The following is a 16,465-nucleotide window of genomic DNA, read 5'->3' as shown; positions in this document are numbered from 1 at the left end:
GCCCCGCGTCTTCGGGGGGGTGACCTAAGGGAGTTCTAATGTATTATCCATTGGCAAAAAGTTTGCTGTTTCAACTCGCACCTGAGCGTGCTCATGATGCTATTATTTCGCTTTTTAAAACTACAGGCTGTACTCCATTAAGCTACCTGTATCGGCGTAATATTGTTCATGACCCCATTAATGTTATGGGGATCAGCTTTCCTAATCCTGTGGGATTAGCTGCAGGACTCGATAAAAATGGTGAATGTTTAGACGCATTTGCTGCAATGGGATTTGGTTTTCTAGAGGTTGGAACCGTTACGCCAAAACCTCAAGAGGGAAACGAAAAACCTCGGTTATTCCGATTATTAGATGCTGAAGGCATTATTAATCGCATGGGGTTTAATAATAAAGGGATCGATTATCTGATCGAACAGATCAAAAAATCTAATTTTAAAGGTGTTTTAGGCATTAATATTGGCAAAAATTTCACTACGCCAGTTGAACAGGGCAAAGATGATTATTTAATTTGTCTAGAAAAAGCCTACCCATATGCATCTTATATCGCGGTAAATATTTCAAGTCCGAACACGCCAGGACTGCGGACGTTGCAGTATGGCGATGCCTTGGATGATTTATTGAATAGCTTGGTTCAACGCCGACAGCAGTTAGCTGAACAACATGGAAAATATAAACCATTGGTTGTTAAAATCGCGCCTGATCTTAGCGATCAAGAAATTGAACAGATTGCCAATAGCCTCATTAAATATAAAATTGATGGTGTCATCGCAACCAATACTACGATTGATCGTACCATGGTAGAAGGGATGCGCTATGCAAATGAACAAGGTGGATTGAGTGGTCGGCCGCTACAATCGACATCAACACAGGTTATAAAAAAATTGCATGGTTATCTCTGTGATCAAGTGCCTATTATCGGTGTGGGTGGAATTGATTCGGCAATGGCAGCTAAAGAAAAAGTCATGGCCGGTGCGAAGCTGATTCAAATATATAGTGGATTTATCTATCGAGGACCCGAATTAATTCAGCAGATTAATCAGGCAATTTAAATTTTTGGTTGAATCTTTTATTAAAATGCCATATACCTAATACATATGCTTAATAAAGGTTAGGATATGTTATTGCACCCTAATAAAACTTGGCGATGGTTTTATGATCCAACGTTGCAGCGGATGACATTGCTACTTGGGGAGCAAATGCAGTTCGTCAGTGAGCTTGATGGGCGTAAGATGAGTCTGGCTGCCCAGCGAGCAGGTGAATTTACGTGTGACCAAACGCAGCGCTATCTTCAGCTTCTCGATGTCTTACAGGGATTTAATTGGCCTGACCCCATCAAGGTTCAGACTGCGTTAAATGCATTAGCGCTTGCTGAGTATCACAAACCCGTGATGCCACAAAGCTGGTTTTTCGAACAAGGCAGTCAGATGCAACCTTGCGAATTTGCAGAAGTTGTTTCTCTGAAAACACAATGCGGACTGGCTCGGTTCATCGTGCTTGATGTGGAACCAACTACAGCGCTTTGTATGTGTTTAGAAAAAGAACTGGTTTTAGGCGCAGCTAAAACAATGCACTGCTTTGAAGTCATCAAAGTGATGCGTGATCGGTTGGTGGAGGATGAGCCCCCAAAGGTGTTCGCTCAGGCCGTGTAGTCTACCAACGCTACGGGTCTATTCATTATTAACGGATATTTGATTTAAAAAAGCCCTAACAAAATTGTTAGGGCTTTTTACTGTTAATGGCTATTTTTTAGATTCTAAGGTGCACTACTAGTTAAATTGCATGTTGGACTTTTTGGCTTGGGATGTTCCAATTTGCATAACGACGACTTAACCGCGAAAAGCGAATCAGCAGCAGTATTGCGGAACAACCTAGTCCGAACATAAATGCCAGCCAAAAACCTGTCGCCCCCATGGGCTTTTTCGTGAGCCAGTCAGTTAGACCGAGAATACATCCACTGCCGAGTCCAATTGGCCAATAACTAATCAGTGTGATCCATAATACACTACGCGTATCTTGATAACCGCGAAGAATACCAGCTGTGACTACCTGCAATGCATCAAAAATTTGAAATGCAGCGCCGATAAGTAATAAATGAATAGCTACTATTTGTACCTGCGGATCTTGACTATAAAAATGGACAATATTAGGTCTAAAAATTAGCGTGAGCGAAGCTGTAAACATTGCTACGATTAAGCATAAACCTAGCCCAAGTAAACCAACACGACGGGCATCAACTAGGCGGCGCTCACCGAGTAGCTGTCCGACCCGAATGGTTAATGTGATCCCTATACTCAAAGGCACCATAAACACAACGCTGACGACGTTTAAGGCCACTTGGTGCCCTGCGATGGTTGTTGGACCAAACGGTGTCATTAATAATGTGATTGCAGAAAACAAACTGATTTCAAAGAAAATAGAAAACGCGATCGGTAATCCTAAGCATAAAATCGCGTAGATACGATCCCATCGTGGCCAAAATTGAATCTGAAATAGCTGCAAATAACGATATCGTTTACAACTGTATACATATCCACCCAGCCCCAATGCCATAAAGGTAAACACCAATGCTGTCGCTAACCCACATCCAGCACCACCAAGGCGGGGGAGACCAAACAATCCGTGTATAAAGATGTAGTTAGCTGGAATATTAAGCAATAACCCTAATATACCAAACATCATGATCACACGGGTATTGCCCATACCTTCATTTAGACCTCGCCAAGCTTGATAGAAGCATCCGCCAAATATACCAAAAGACATAAAGTGGATATAGCGGCTGGCTAACGCAATAAGATGCTGATCTTGGCTCATCATCGCTGCAACACGACCGAGTTGCGTTGCGATGGCAAATCCGAATAGACTCAAAAAGAACGCTAACCATAATGACTGCATCATGTTTCGACGTATATAGCGATAACGCTTGGCACCAAAATGGTTGGCAATAATAGGTGTGACAGCTAACAACACCCCCTGACAAAAAAATACCAGTGGCATGATCAAGCTTCCACCCAGCGCTACGGCAGCTAAATCGGTCGCACTAACTTGGCCAGCCATTAACGTATCAACAACGCTCATCCCAATCATGATAAGCTGGGTGATTAACACTGGAAATGCGAGGCGAACTAAACGAAACGCTTCATTTTGAATAAATGACTTCATATGAAAATATAAAACTGGCTAGAAATAGACCGCAGAGAGTAACGTGTTTAGTGCTAAAAAACACCTTTTATGGTCTATTAACTGCCATTATCAAAACCAACGCAGTGATTTGCTCGTAAAACCTAGAGTTATATCACGACCTTATTTGAGTTTATAGTGTGGTTCAGATAATATTAGCGGTCGCCGCTCGATGGTAACGAGCGGGACATATTTTTATTTAGTTTTACCCCATAAATTCATATTTGCATGTGATGTTTGGTAGGCATCACCACTGTAATTTAAGGAATCGTTATGCCAGTTATTACTCTTCCTGATGGTAGTCAACGTCAATTTGAGAAACCTGTTTCTATTGCTGAAATTGCCGCCGATATTGGAACCGGTCTTGCAAAAGCTTGCATCGCTGGACGTATCAATGGTCAACGTGTTGATGCGTGTGAAGTAATCAGCACCGATGCTAACATCGCGATCATCACGTCTAAGGACGACGATGGCTTAGAAATTATCCGCCATTCTTGTGCTCATCTGTTGGGACACGCAATTAAGCAGCTGTGGCCAGATGTAAAAATGGCGATTGGTCCAACCATCGATAATGGGTTTTATTATGATGTGGACTTAGAGCATTCGCTGACTCAGGAAGATCTGGATGCTTTAGAAAATCGAATGCATGAGTTGGCCAAAACCAACTATGACGTTATCAAGGAAAAGGTTTCTGTCGACGAGGCAAAACGTGTTTTCCAAGAACGTGGTGAGACATATAAACTCGAGGTCATTGAGGGGATTGATCCAAGTGATCGCCCAGGGTTGTATCATCACCAAGAATATATCGATATGTGTCGTGGCCCTCATGTGCCTAATATGCGTTTTTGTCAGCACTTTAAACTGATGAAAATTGCAGGTGCGTACTGGCGTGGCGATAGTAACAATAAAATGTTGCAGCGTATTTACGGCACTGCTTGGGCCGATAAGAAACAACTTAAAGCTTATTTAAACCGCTTAGAAGAAGCAGCTAAACGTGATCATCGTAAAATTGGCAAAGCGCTAGACTTATTTCATTGGCAAGAAGAAGCACCTGGAATGGTTTTTTGGCATAATGACGGTTGGACTATTTTTCGTGAATTGGAAAATTTTGTTCGTGAAAAGCTTCACCAATACCACTATCAAGAAGTCAAAGGGCCATTTATGATGGACCGGGTTTTGTGGGAAAAGTCAGGCCATTGGGACAAGTATGCTGAAAACATGTTCACAACATCTTCAGAGAATCGTGAGTATGCGATTAAACCAATGAACTGCCCAGGACATATACAAATTTTTAATCAAGGGCTAAAATCATATCGTGATTTACCACTGAGAATGGCTGAATTTGGCTGTTGCCATCGTAATGAACCATCAGGTTCGCTGCACGGGCTAATGCGCGTGCGTGGTTTTACTCAAGATGATGCACATATCTTTTGTACAGAAGCGCAGATCCAAGACGAAGTATCAGCATGTATCAAAATGGTTTATGACATGTACTCGACTTTTGGATTTGAGAAAATTGTCGTGAAATTATCTACTCGCCCAGAAAAACGTGTGGGTAGTGATGAAACTTGGGACAAAGCTGAAGAGGCGTTAAAAAAAGCGCTAGCGCATAATCAGTTGGATTATGACATTCAACCGGGTGAGGGGGCTTTCTATGGTCCTAAAATTGAATTTACACTGTATGATTGTCTGGACAGGGCATGGCAGTGTGGTACAATCCAACTGGATTTCTCAATGCCTGAGCGTCTTGGCGCATCATATGTCGCGGAAGACAATGAACGCAAGATACCCGTAATGATTCATCGCGCTATTCTCGGTTCCCTAGAGCGTTTTTTTGGTATTTTAACTGAAGAGTATGCTGGCTTATTTCCGTTATGGTTGGCACCCACTCAAGCGGTTGTTATGAATATTACCGATAAACAAGCTGATTTTGTGAATGAAACCGTGGCACAACTCAATAATGCTGGAATTAGAGCCAGTGCGGACTTGAGAAACGAGAAAATAGGCTTTAAAATCCGAGAACATACTCTTAAACGGGTGCCGTACTTATTGGTCGTCGGCGACAAAGAAGTCGAGACTCAAGAAGTCGCTATCCGTACTCGCAAGGGTGTTGATCTTGGCAAAATGAAGATCGCAGATCTGATTACTAAATTACGTGCTGAAATTGACACTCGTGTTACAGCAACGTTGGAGGAATAGATTATAAAAGGTGGAAGAAGAGGTCAGCAAAAAGTTGTTCGACCAAATAAAATTAACCGTGAAATTCGAGTACCTGAAGTCCGATTAATTGGATTTGATGGTGAACAGGCTGGAGTTGTAACGATAGAAGAAGCTTTGGAACAGGCCTCTCAGTCAGGTGTAGACTTGGTGGAGATTAGCCCTAATGCGGAGCCGCCTGTTTGCCGGGTCATGGATTACGGGAAATTCCTCTACGAAAAAAGTAAATCAGCCAAAGAGCAGAAGAAGAAGCAAAAGCAGATTCAGGTTAAGGAAATTAAATTCCGACCTGGGACTGATGAAGGCGATTATCAGGTAAAACTACGCAACCTGATTCGCTTTATTGAAGAGGGCAATAAGGCCAAAGTGACCTTGCGTTTCCGTGGTCGCGAAATGGCTCATCAGCGGTTAGGTTTTGATCTCCTCAATCGTATTAAAGACGATTTAGAAGAGTTAGCTGTTGTTGAAGCGTTTCCGAAGATGGAAGGTCGCCAGGCAGTGATGGTCCTTGCTTCTAAGAAGAAGTAGCTAAGGCTTTCAAGTAATATAACTTAGCCACACAATGTGTGGCTGAGTTTGTTCGCCTTGCTGCATATTATTAATCACAATGCGGAGTGCATGAAAATGCCAAAAATGAAAACTGACCGGGGTGCTGCAAAGCGCTTCAAAAAAACCGGTTCCGGTGGTTTTAAATGTAAACAAGCTGGTCTGCGTCATATTCTGACTAAGCGTCGTACCAAAGTTAAACGTCAATTGCGTGCTAAAAGTATGGTTGCAAAATCCGATGTTGCAGCTGTTGTCCGCATGTTGCCGTACGCTTAAGTTAGAGGAGAGAACAGATGGCAAGAGTTAAACGTGGTGTAACTGCCCGTGCGCGTCACAAAAAGGTTCTGAGTCAAGCCAAAGGTTATTATGGAGCTCGTTCACGTGTTTATCGTGTTGCATTCCAAGCTGTAATCAAAGCTGGTCAATATGCATATCGTGACCGCCGTCAGCGTAAACGTCAATTCCGTCAGCTTTGGATTGCTCGTATCAATGCTGCAGCTCGTCAAAATGGCCTGTCTTATAGCCGTTTTATTGATGGTCTGAAAAAAGCATCTATCGAGATTGATCGTAAGATCCTGGCCGACATCGCTGTATTCGACAAAATTGCATTTGCTGCTTTAGTAGAAAAAGCTAAAAGCGTACTGTAATTTTAGAGAATTTATGAGAGCCCAGCCTAGTGCTGGGCTTTTTTATGTCTGAATATGTTGATAATTAGCGACTTTTACGCTCATCACCTAGCCATTTTAAAGACTTTCCTTTACTATTTATCTTTCATATTTTATTAATCGCTCAATCCATTGCGAAGCGGGATAGAGGAACTCATGCAACAACTCGAAGCGCTGATCGCTCAGGCCCTTTTACAGCTAGGGCAAGCTGACGATCTAGCTGCGCTGGACGCTGTCCGCGTTGAATTTTTAGGAAAAAAAGGTTTGATGACTCAGCAGATGCAAACACTTGGGAAACTAAGTGCTGAGCAGCGGCCTGCAGCTGGTCAAGCTATTAATCAAGCGAAACAAACTATTACGCAAGCTATCAATGATAAGCGTGGTGCGATACAAGATGCTGCTTTAAACGCCAAATTAGTGGGTGAGAGTATTGATGTCAGCTTACCAGGGCGTCAAGCTCAATCAGGGGGCTTGCATCCGGTCACTCGAACAATTGAGCGTATTGAGCAATATTTTGGACAATTAGGTTTTACTACACGCCATGGCCCAGAAGTTGAAGATGATTATCATAACTTTGATGCGCTGAACATTCCTAAGCACCATCCAGCTCGCGCTGATCATGATACCTTCTATTTTAACCCTGAGTTAGTTTTGCGCACGCAAACCTCTGGTGTGCAAATTCGAACGATGGAAGTGGAAAAACCACCGATCCGGATCATCTCCCCTGGACGGGTGTACCGCAATGACTATGATCAGACTCATACTCCCATGTTTCACCAAGTTGAAGGTTTGATGGTTGATACGGATGTACGCTTTACCGAACTTAAAGGTGTTTTGTATGACTTTCTTCAAAACTTTTTTGAGGCTGATCTAAAAATTCGCTTCCGACCGTCTTATTTTCCATTTACTGAGACTTCAGCAGAAGTAGATATATTGGGCCAAAATGGCTGGTTGGAAGTCCTTGGTTGCGGCATGGTCCACCCAAATGTGCTCACATCTGTGGGCATTGACCCAGAACAATATACTGGGTTTGCATTTGGAATGGGCGTTGAACGCTTGACGATGCTTCGTTACGGCGTTAACGATCTGCGGGCTTTCTTTGAAAATGATCTGCGTTTTCTGAAGCAATTCAACTAGGAATAGGGTAATGAAATTTAGTGAAGCTTGGTTGCGCGAATGGGTTAATCCGCAAATCGACTCAAATGCGTTGTGTGAACAAGTGACAATGGCGGGCTTAGAAGTTGATGAAGTATCACCTGTCGCGGGGTCATTTAGTGGCGTCATTGTCGGTGAAGTCGTTCATTGTGAACAACATCCTGATGCTGACAAACTGCGCGTTACTCAGGTAAATGTGGGTAACGATGAGCTTATTTCTATTGTTTGCGGTGCACCAAATTGTCGTCAAGGTTTAAAAGTTGCGGTTGCAATGGTTGGCGCAATCTTACCGGGCGATTTTAAAATTAAAAAAGCAAAGCTGCGCGGTCAACCCTCATTCGGTATGCTATGTAGTGCTAGGGAATTAGAAATAAGTGATGACCATGATGGTATTATCGAGTTAGCTGTTGATGCGCCAGTGGGCAAAGATTTACGCGATTACCTAATGCTCAATGATCAATCGATTGATATTGATCTTACGCCAAATCGTGCTGACTGTCTTAGTATTGCCGGGGTTGCTCGAGAAGTAGGAGTACTGAACAATATTGATGTCATTGAACCCGAAATTTCAGGTGTTGATAGTAAGTCTGCCCGCCAAGTTGGGGTTGTTGTCTCTGCAAAAGATGCTTGTCCTCGCTATTTAGGGCGAGTCATCGAAGGGATCGATATGACAGCAACCACACCGTTGTGGATGGCTGAAAAATTGCGACGAGGCGGAATTCGTTCAATTGACCCAATTGTTGATATTACTAATTATATACTCCTTGAGTTAGGGCAGCCCTTGCACGCCTTTGATGCAGATAAATTATCAGGTGGTATTGATATTCGTTTAGCAAAAAATGGTGAGAAGCTTGTCACCTTGGACGAGCAAACAATTGAATTAAGCGATAATACACTGGTGATCGCAGACCAAAAAGGACCCATTGCTTTGGCAGGTATTTTTGGTGGTCAGGCAACCGGTATCAGTGAGAAAACGACAACGATTTTCTTGGAAAGTGCCTTCTTTTCACCACTGGCTATTACAGGGCGTGCTCGTCAGTATGGCTTGCATACTGACGCATCTCATCGCTTTGAACGTGGCGTAGACTGGCAATTACAAGAGCGCGCTTTAGATCGTGCCAGTGGGCTCATATTAGCTATATGTGGTGGTCTAGCCGGCGATGTGAACGTTGCCGAGGCCCCTGAACACCTTCCTAAGCCGCAATCGATTATTCTTCGCCATTCTCGTTTAGAGCGTTTTATTGGACAAGCTTTTGAACGTACTCAAGTGACAGAAATATTAACTCGACTAGGACTGCATGTTGTAGAAATAGATTCGGGTTGGAATGTCGTTGCGCCTAGCTATCGCTTTGATCTCGAGATTGAGCAAGATCTTATTGAAGAAGTTGCTCGGATTTATGGTTACAACTCGATTCCTAATAAAGCGCCAGTCGCTCATTTAACAATGTCTGCAGTGCCTGAGTCGAAATTGTCACTAAGTCGGCTTCGTCATATCTTAGTCGATCGAGATTACCAAGAAGCAATTACTTATAGTTTTGTGGATCCTAAAAAACAACAGTTACTGCATCCACAACAAGAGACCATGGATTTACCTAATCCTATATCATCAGATATGTCTCAGATGCGCTTGAGTCTTTGGACTGGATTGCTAGATGTGCTTTCTTATAACCAGAAGCGTCAGCAGAGTCGTATTCGCTTATTTGAAACGGGCCTACGTTTTGTCCCTGATAGATCATCGCCATTGAATGTACGTCAAGAGCAGATGGTGGCAGGGGTTATTTGTGGGCTATCTAGTGCTGAAAATTGGCATGGCAATACTCGTGACGTTGATTTTTTCGATGTGAAGGGTGATGTTGAAGTACTGATTGCATCGACAGGTTGTTCAGCAGAATTTGACTTTGTTAAAGCTGAAAATCCAGCGTTACATCCGGGTCAATCGGCAAAAATTTTACGCAATAATGAAACAGTGGGTTGGATAGGGGCAATTCACCCAAAATTTGAAAAAACATTTGGATTGAGTGGCCGAGTTTTTTTGTTTGAACTGACAGCAGAGGCTCTCACTCAAGCTGTTATTCCTCAAGCAAAACTAGTTTCTAAGTTCCCTGCGAACCGTCGAGATATCGCAATTGTTGTTGAACAATCGATTAATGCCGCAGATTTGATAAAATCTGTTTGGAAAAATGGCACAAATCAATTAGTTGGCGTAAACTTGTTTGATGTATACCAAGGTAAAGGTGTTACTGAAGGGAAGAAAAGCATTGCGCTGAGTCTGACATTACAGGATACCTCGCATACCTTGGAAGAAGGTGAGATTGTTACAATAGTTGATAACATTGTTGCTGCACTCAAGTCCGAATTCGATGCATCCTTGAGGGATTAAATATGGCACTAACTAAGGCTGACCTGGCAGAGAGTCTCTTTGATCGGTTGGGGTTTAGTAAAAAAGAATCAAAAGATGTTGTTGAGGCTTTTTTTGAGGAAATCCGTATAGCATTAGAATCTGGGGAACAAGTTAAAGTTTCAGGGTTCGGGAATTTTGACCTTCGTGAGAAGAGTCAACGTCCTGGCCGAAATCCTAAAACTGGCGAAGATATTCCTATCAGTGCTAGACGAGTTGTTACGTTTCGACCTGGTCAGAAGTTAAAAAGCCGAGTAGAACACGCAGAACCTAAGTCGGATTGAATCATTCGCAGTTTTCGACACTCCTAATTGGCCTCTTCATAAGAGGGGCCAATTATTCGTTCTAGTTAATTTTCTATAAAACAGATTCCCATGAATAGTTTCAGTAGTAAATTGAAACTAAAGAAGCTCTATCCATTACAGCCGCTGTTATATCCCATTTACCCCCTATCTATTTGATAAAGACAATATAGTATTATTGCCCGATTGTGTATAAACGCAAGAATAAGACAGACTGCAGCATATTTTATGAATGAATTTAGCGGTTATACTAGAAATTATTGTGATAACACGGTAGGTTAACGTGTTGATGTTGAAATGATTTGGGTTAGGTTATGTTGCAAGCCACCAGTAAAACTATTTGTAGTATCAAACCTCTTCAAGAGGAGTGGTGTGGACATCTCTATGATCGGTTTGCCCATTCGTCATTATTTCTATCTAAATGTGATAATCCTGATAATTACCACCAACAATTGCTTGAGAACACGGAAAGTTGGATTGCTTTACGAGAGCAAAAAATTATTGGTTTTATCTGTATGAATTGGAAATCTGATTTTCCGCCTTTTCAAGAAGCTAATATTCCCGAAATCACGACCTTGATTGTTCTTCCCGAAATGCGAAATCAAGGCGTGGCCACCGCGCTAATCAGCCGGATTGAGCTTAAAGCTCTTCGAGCATGTCGCCGTATTGGCATCGGAGTGTCATTGTCACCAGCCTATCAAGGCATCCAACAGCTGTGTGCCAAACGTGGATTCTCACCAAGTTCCTACGGCCTATTTTATAGAAAACAACCTGTCGAACATAATCAACAGGTTGCTATTAGTGAAGATTTACAAATGTATTATATGAAGCAACGTCTATAGTTTAAACACACTAATGTCTTTACGAATTCTTTCACTGATCTCAGAAAGAATTTCAGCTTGTTTAGCCCCATTTTGCGCGGTTTGACTGAGCTGTTCTGATACGACATTAATATTTGTTGTATTTTCATTAATTTCCGCCGTTACGGATGTCTGCTCTTCTGCTGCGGTTGCTATTTGAGTTGCCATTTCATTGATTGTTTCAATTGCTTGACGAATATCGATGAAGCTTTGTTTTGCCGCATCGCTGTCGGTGACACTCTTTTGCGCCGTACTGTGGCTGCTGTTCATCTGATTGACTGCATTTTCTGTTGCTCCTTGCAGTACATTGATCATATTACGAATTTCTTCTGTAGATAAATGAGTTCGTTGAGATAACGAACGAACTTCATCCGCTACCACTGCAAAGCCACGACCTTGCTCACCCGCGCGCGCAGCCTCAATTGCTGCATTTAGTGCTAGTAAATTCGTCTGTTCGGCAATCGCTGAGATTGTCGATAGAATTGAGCCTATCTCTTGCACGTGTTTGTCTAATTCACTAATCGCTGATGAAGTTTCTTGGATTTCATTAGCCAATAAATTAATACTTTCTTGGCTTTTGTTTACTTGAACAAGCCCTGTTTGACTTAGATGTACAGCATCGTCTGATGTACTTGCTGTGTGGGCTGCATTATTGGCAATTTCCTGTGTTGCTGCTGTCATTTGGTGTACAGCAGTGGCAACTAGCGTCACCTCTTGTTGTTGATGTTGGACACGTTGCGCGCTCGCATCAGAGAGTTGGTGAGCATTTTTTGCCTCATCAACTAAGTTGTCGCCAGCGCTTCGCAAGCGGCTAATGATCCCATGTAAATATTCAACGAATGTATTAAAATTACGAGCTAGATCACCAATTTCATCTTGTGATGTAGTCTGGATCCGTAGCGTTAGATCACCATTACCACTTGCAATATTGGCAAGTCCCTCTGAAACTTGGCGTAGGTCTTTAAATAACCACCGAATTAAAATCGTAGCGAAAAAAATGCTTAGCAACAAGAGAGTAGCGGCAACCAATATTGTTTTCCATAACAACTGATTGATAGGCGCATATAGGATCTGTTTATTCATGACAAATCCTAAAATCCAGTTGGTATTCGGGATGGCATCTAAATAAACAAGTGTCTTTTTCCCTGCAATGGTTAGATCATGTAGACTGGGGTGGCCATCGAGTGAGGAAAGTGTTTGTGTACTAAAGAAGGGGCTTAATTTCTGTGGCGATTTAGTGATCATCGATTTATCTCTATAAGCGGCTATTGCGTCACGCTTATCCAGTAACAAAGCAAAACCACCCCCTTGAATTTTGAGATTTAAAACTTTATCAATGATTTTGTCCATATAAAAAAGCCCACCAATAGCTCCCCGATATTGGCCATCAACGATCAACGGATAGACAAACGTAATCGCCAATTTATTACCTGTCACAGCGACATAGGGTATTGTGGTCAAAGGTTTTTGTAGGTCTTTTGCTGACTTATACCAGCTCCGAACACGTGGATCATACCCTTTTTTATCTAAGCTGGGATTATCGCGATACATTGTTCCATCATTTAATCCCACAAACGTTAGAGCAAAACTGCCACTGGTTTTTGCTTGATTGAGATATCGGAGCGTTGTTTGATGATTGAGCACAGGGGCGCTTTTTAGTTCTGCATCGAGTTGTGTTGCTAAAGCAGCCATCGTTTGTTGACGATCTTCAGCCCATGTTGATAGGTATAGGATAAATGCTTGTGCTTGGGCATTACTTTCAGAGCGGATTGATTCTTCACGTGAAGTAGCTAATTGTGAGTATGCAAGATAACCGAAACAAAGCGAAATAACAGTTAACAATAGTATGGTGATAGTGATCAGTTTCACTTGTAGTGATAACTTCATCGTTCATATACTCCTATTGGACAGCTAGAGCTTAGTATAGATGTAACTGATGAGTTATCGGCAGAGAAGAGAAATAAATAAAACAGTTGAGAACAAATTTGCGAACGAGGGCATCTTTCACAGATGCCCTCAATATTGATATTTTAGTGATTCAAGATCTGACTCAAGAATAGCTTGGTTCGGTCTGAGATTGGATTTTCAAAGAAATCGTGAGGATTATTTTGTTCAATAATTTCACCGCGATCCATGAAAATAACTCGGTCGGCGACTTGTTTAGCAAACCCCATTTCATGGGTCACACATAACATCGTCATTCCTTCTTCAGCTAACTCAACCATAACGTCGAGTACTTCTCGCACCATTTCGGGATCAAGTGCTGAAGTTGGTTCATCAAACAACATAATTGATGGATTCATACACAAACTACGTGCAATGGCGACGCGCTGCTGCTGTCCCCCGGATAACTGTCCCGGGTATTTGAGCGCTTGTTCTGGAATTTTAACCCGCTCTAGGTATCGCATGGCAATTTCTTCGGCTTCTCTTTTTGGCGTATGTTTGACCCAAATCGGTGCTAAGCAACAGTTTTGTAATACCGTTAAATGAGGAAATAGATTGAAATGTTGAAAGCACATTCCTACGTTTCTGCGTACATATTCAATATTTTTTAAGTCATTTGTTAAGGGCGTTCCGTTAACGATAATTGTTCCAGCCTGATGCTCTTCCAAGTGGTTAATGCAGCGAATCATTGTTGACTTACCTGAACCGGAAGGGCCACAGATGACAATTCGTTCTCCACGAGTTACATTGAGATCAATATCCTTGAGGACATGAAACTCCCCATACCACTTATTCATCTTGTCTAGTTTAATGACTGTTTCGCCTTCGGCGAGATTTAAAGATTGTTCCGTCATTCTTATAATCCTTAATTTTTATGGCCAGTATGCAACTTGTTCTCGATATAGATCGAGTATCGAGAAATGCCAAAGCAAAATAGCCAAAATACAAAGGCGATAAATACATACATTTCAATAGAAAAACCTAACCATTTAGGATCTGACATTGCAGATTGACCAATAGCTAGTAGATCAAAGATCCCAATAATCAACACTAGACTTGTGTCTTTAAAGAGAGATATAAAGGTGTTGACGATCGATGGAATCGTGATTTTTAACGCTTGGGGTAAAATGATAAACAGCATTGATTTCCAGTAGTTTAATGCTAATGCTTCTGCTGCTTCATATTGACCTTTGGGTATTGCTTGTAGCCCACCGCGAATGACCTCTGCCATATAGGCGGAATAGAACATCGTGATCCCAATCATGGCACGAAGCAACTTATCAAAGTTAATCTCTGTCGTCATAAATAGAGGTAACATCACAGATGCCATAAATAACACGGTGATCAATGGAACAGCACGCCAGAATTCAATATAGATGGTACTGAAAGCCCGAATCACTGGCATTTTCGAACGTCTTCCTAAGGCTAATACCGTCCCAAAGGGTAATGAGATGACGATCCCTGCGACAGCCAAGACTAAAGTGACAAGCAGACCACCCCACAAACTAGTGTCAATGACACTGAGGCCGAAAAAGCCACCATGCAGTAAAACGACGGCAATAAAGGGGTAAATAAATAATGCAAATAAACCGACCCATAGCTTGTGTGGTAGCTTAGGGATCGCTAGCCACGTGATTAATAAAGCACAACTCAGATAGATCAGGTTTGCCCGCCAACGTTCTGGTTCAGGATAAAAACCATAAATCAGCTGGGAAAATCGGTTTTCGACAAAGACCCAGCATGCTCCACCGCCTACCGTACAAGCTTTACGGCTATCGCCAACCCAACTGGCATCAATAACAGCCCATTGAATAAAGTGATAAAGCATAGGAATTAAAATATACAGGACCAACAAAGTAAATAATGAGTTATACCATGTTGAAAACAGGTTTTTTCGTAACCACCCCCAAATGCCCACATTATTATTTGGAGCTGGGAGATCAGGTTTAAATTGATATTCGCTCATAGATTATCTCTCTACCAATGCCATTTTTTGGTTGTATAGGTTCATAAAGGCTGATGTGGCAAGACTAATCACCAAGTAGACCGCCATGGTCATTGCAATAACCTCAATTGCTTGTCCTGTTTGGTTGAGAGTGGTTCCCATAAATACGGAAACAAGTTCAGGATAGCCAATCGCAGTGGCTAATGAGGAGTTTTTCGTTAAGTTCAGATATTCACTTGTCAGTGGGGGAATAATCACTCGCATGGCTTGTGGAATAACTACTAGACGCAGTGTTTGTCCTTTTGAAAGTCCAAGAGAGTGGGCCGCTTCAGTTTGTCCTTGGCTAACGGACTCGATACCTGAGCGAACAATTTCTGCAATAAAAGCAGAGGTATATAATGCTAAAGCAAGCAACAGTGCTGTTAGCTCAGGAATAATTGTCCAACCGCCACGAAAATTGAAGCCAGTCAAATGAGGCCGTTCAAGCACAATCGACTGGTCGCTTAGCCAAAGGGCAATACCTGGAATAACAATCAGTAATCCAATCGAGACCCATAAAACTGGAAATGGAACCCCTGTGCGTAGCTGTCTTTTTTTTGCCCAGCGTTTGAGAGCAACAATACCAATGAGCGTGAATACCACGGCAGCTAATAATAAGCCCGAGCCTGATTCGAATATAGGCTTTGGAATATATAATCCTCGGTTGTTTAAAAAGATGAGCTGTCCTAAGTGAAAACTTCCTCTAGGGCTCGGTAGAGGGGCTAACACAGCGTTATACCAGAAGAAAATTTGCAGTAATAGTGGTGTGTTTCTTAATATTTCTACATAAGATGAAGCTAATTTTCCGACAACCCAGTTATCCGATAAACGAGCAATACCCACGATAAAGCCAATAATAGTGGCGAAAATAATCCCTAAAACAGATACCAATAAGGTGTTCAGTAACCCAACAATAAACGTAGTACCGTAGGTACTATCCTCAGAGTACGGTATTAGAGTTTGAATAATGCCAAAACCAGCATGTTGCGACAAAAACGAAAAGCCCGTTTTAATTCCCCGAGAATCTAAGTTGTGCAACGCATTAGTGATGATGGAGTGAAGGAACAAAACCACTAGGGCGATAGCAAGCACCTGAAAGACCAATGAACGGACATTTGGATCAAACCAGATGGTACGGGGCGTTAATTTGGGCTTAGCAGAAGGCTGCTTAGCCATACTTAACTCTCCTGCAGTTAATTATATTTATAATGATTTAA

The 16,465-nt window shown here is 42.1% G+C and carries 15 protein-coding genes; 10 read left to right on the top strand and 5 right to left on the bottom strand.

The features are described from left to right. The first annotated feature begins 38 nt into the window (after nucleotides 1–38). On the top strand, nucleotides 39–1,049 hold the full coding sequence (gene pyrD / locus ABUE30_RS03155) for a quinone-dependent dihydroorotate dehydrogenase (protein WP_408622209.1): 1,011 nt from the start codon (nucleotides 39–41) through the stop codon (nucleotides 1,047–1,049). A gap of 66 nt (nucleotides 1,050–1,115) precedes the next feature. Further along, nucleotides 1,116–1,649, top strand: a complete 534-nt coding sequence (locus tag ABUE30_RS03150) for a cell division protein ZapC domain-containing protein (RefSeq protein ID WP_408622208.1) — start codon at nucleotides 1,116–1,118, stop codon at nucleotides 1,647–1,649. A gap of 121 nt (nucleotides 1,650–1,770) precedes the next feature. Here the strand turns inward: ABUE30_RS03150 and ABUE30_RS03145 are convergent, their stop codons facing one another. Then, the gene (locus ABUE30_RS03145) at nucleotides 1,771–3,159 is read right to left on the bottom strand and encodes an MATE family efflux transporter (RefSeq protein ID WP_408622207.1); all 1,389 of its coding nucleotides are present in this window, start codon (nucleotides 3,157–3,159) and stop codon (nucleotides 1,771–1,773) included. A gap of 291 nt (nucleotides 3,160–3,450) precedes the next feature. Between ABUE30_RS03145 and thrS the strand changes: the two genes are divergently transcribed. From thrS to ABUE30_RS03105, 8 genes are all read left to right on the top strand, one after another. Beyond that, nucleotides 3,451–5,376: a threonine--tRNA ligase gene (thrS, locus tag ABUE30_RS03140; protein WP_408622206.1), complete on the top strand. Its 1,926-nt coding sequence runs from the start codon at nucleotides 3,451–3,453 to the stop codon at nucleotides 5,374–5,376. A gap of 3 nt (nucleotides 5,377–5,379) precedes the next feature. Continuing rightward, nucleotides 5,380–5,922, top strand: coding sequence for a translation initiation factor IF-3 (infC, locus tag ABUE30_RS03135; protein WP_408622529.1), 543 nt, complete (start codon nucleotides 5,380–5,382; stop codon nucleotides 5,920–5,922). Nucleotides 5,923–6,018: 96 nt separating this feature from the next. Then, nucleotides 6,019–6,216: a 50S ribosomal protein L35 gene (gene rpmI, locus ABUE30_RS03130; protein ID WP_408622528.1), complete on the top strand. Its 198-nt coding sequence runs from the start codon at nucleotides 6,019–6,021 to the stop codon at nucleotides 6,214–6,216. A gap of 17 nt (nucleotides 6,217–6,233) precedes the next feature. Next, entirely contained in the window at nucleotides 6,234–6,587 is a 354-nt protein-coding gene (gene rplT / locus ABUE30_RS03125) for a 50S ribosomal protein L20 (RefSeq protein WP_408622205.1), read from the top strand. A 174-nt stretch (nucleotides 6,588–6,761) separates the two neighbouring features. After that, entirely contained in the window at nucleotides 6,762–7,742 is a 981-nt protein-coding gene (gene pheS / locus ABUE30_RS03120; protein WP_408622204.1) for a phenylalanine--tRNA ligase subunit alpha, read from the top strand. A gap of 10 nt (nucleotides 7,743–7,752) precedes the next feature. Further along, nucleotides 7,753–10,140 carry a phenylalanine--tRNA ligase subunit beta gene (gene pheT, locus ABUE30_RS03115; RefSeq protein ID WP_408622203.1) on the top strand — a complete coding sequence of 796 codons (2,388 nt, stop codon included), beginning with the start codon at nucleotides 7,753–7,755 and terminating at the stop codon, nucleotides 10,138–10,140. Nucleotides 10,141–10,142: 2 nt separating this feature from the next. Continuing rightward, nucleotides 10,143–10,442: an integration host factor subunit alpha gene (locus ABUE30_RS03110; RefSeq protein ID WP_408622202.1), complete on the top strand. Its 300-nt coding sequence runs from the start codon at nucleotides 10,143–10,145 to the stop codon at nucleotides 10,440–10,442. Between the two features lie 332 nt (nucleotides 10,443–10,774). Next, nucleotides 10,775–11,302 (top strand): GNAT family N-acetyltransferase, encoded by a 528-nt coding sequence (locus ABUE30_RS03105; RefSeq protein WP_408622201.1) that lies wholly within the window; start codon nucleotides 10,775–10,777, stop codon nucleotides 11,300–11,302. On the opposite strand, the gene ABUE30_RS03100 is transcribed toward ABUE30_RS03105, so the two are convergent. From ABUE30_RS03100 to ABUE30_RS03085, 4 genes are all read right to left on the bottom strand, one after another. After that, complete coding sequence (locus ABUE30_RS03100; protein WP_408622200.1) at nucleotides 11,297–13,207, bottom strand: methyl-accepting chemotaxis protein; 1,911 nt, start codon at nucleotides 13,205–13,207, stop codon at nucleotides 11,297–11,299. The genes ABUE30_RS03105 and ABUE30_RS03100 overlap by 6 nt on opposite strands. Nucleotides 13,208–13,350: 143 nt before the next feature. Further along, nucleotides 13,351–14,118: an amino acid ABC transporter ATP-binding protein gene (locus tag ABUE30_RS03095; RefSeq protein WP_408622199.1), complete on the bottom strand. Its 768-nt coding sequence runs from the start codon at nucleotides 14,116–14,118 to the stop codon at nucleotides 13,351–13,353. Between the two features lie 11 nt (nucleotides 14,119–14,129). Then, nucleotides 14,130–15,230, bottom strand: a complete 1,101-nt coding sequence (locus tag ABUE30_RS03090; RefSeq protein ID WP_408622198.1) for an amino acid ABC transporter permease — start codon at nucleotides 15,228–15,230, stop codon at nucleotides 14,130–14,132. Nucleotides 15,231–15,233: 3 nt separating this feature from the next. Then, a complete protein-coding gene (locus ABUE30_RS03085) occupies nucleotides 15,234–16,424 on the bottom strand; it encodes an amino acid ABC transporter permease (RefSeq protein ID WP_408622197.1) in 1,191 nt (396 codons plus the stop codon). Nucleotides 16,425–16,465 lie beyond the last annotated feature (41 nt).

The organism is Celerinatantimonas yamalensis, from assembly GCF_046054155.1.
Taxonomy (GTDB): domain Bacteria; phylum Pseudomonadota; class Gammaproteobacteria; order Enterobacterales; family Celerinatantimonadaceae; genus Celerinatantimonas; species Celerinatantimonas yamalensis.
This window is presented reverse-complemented; position numbering and strand designations above follow the sequence as displayed.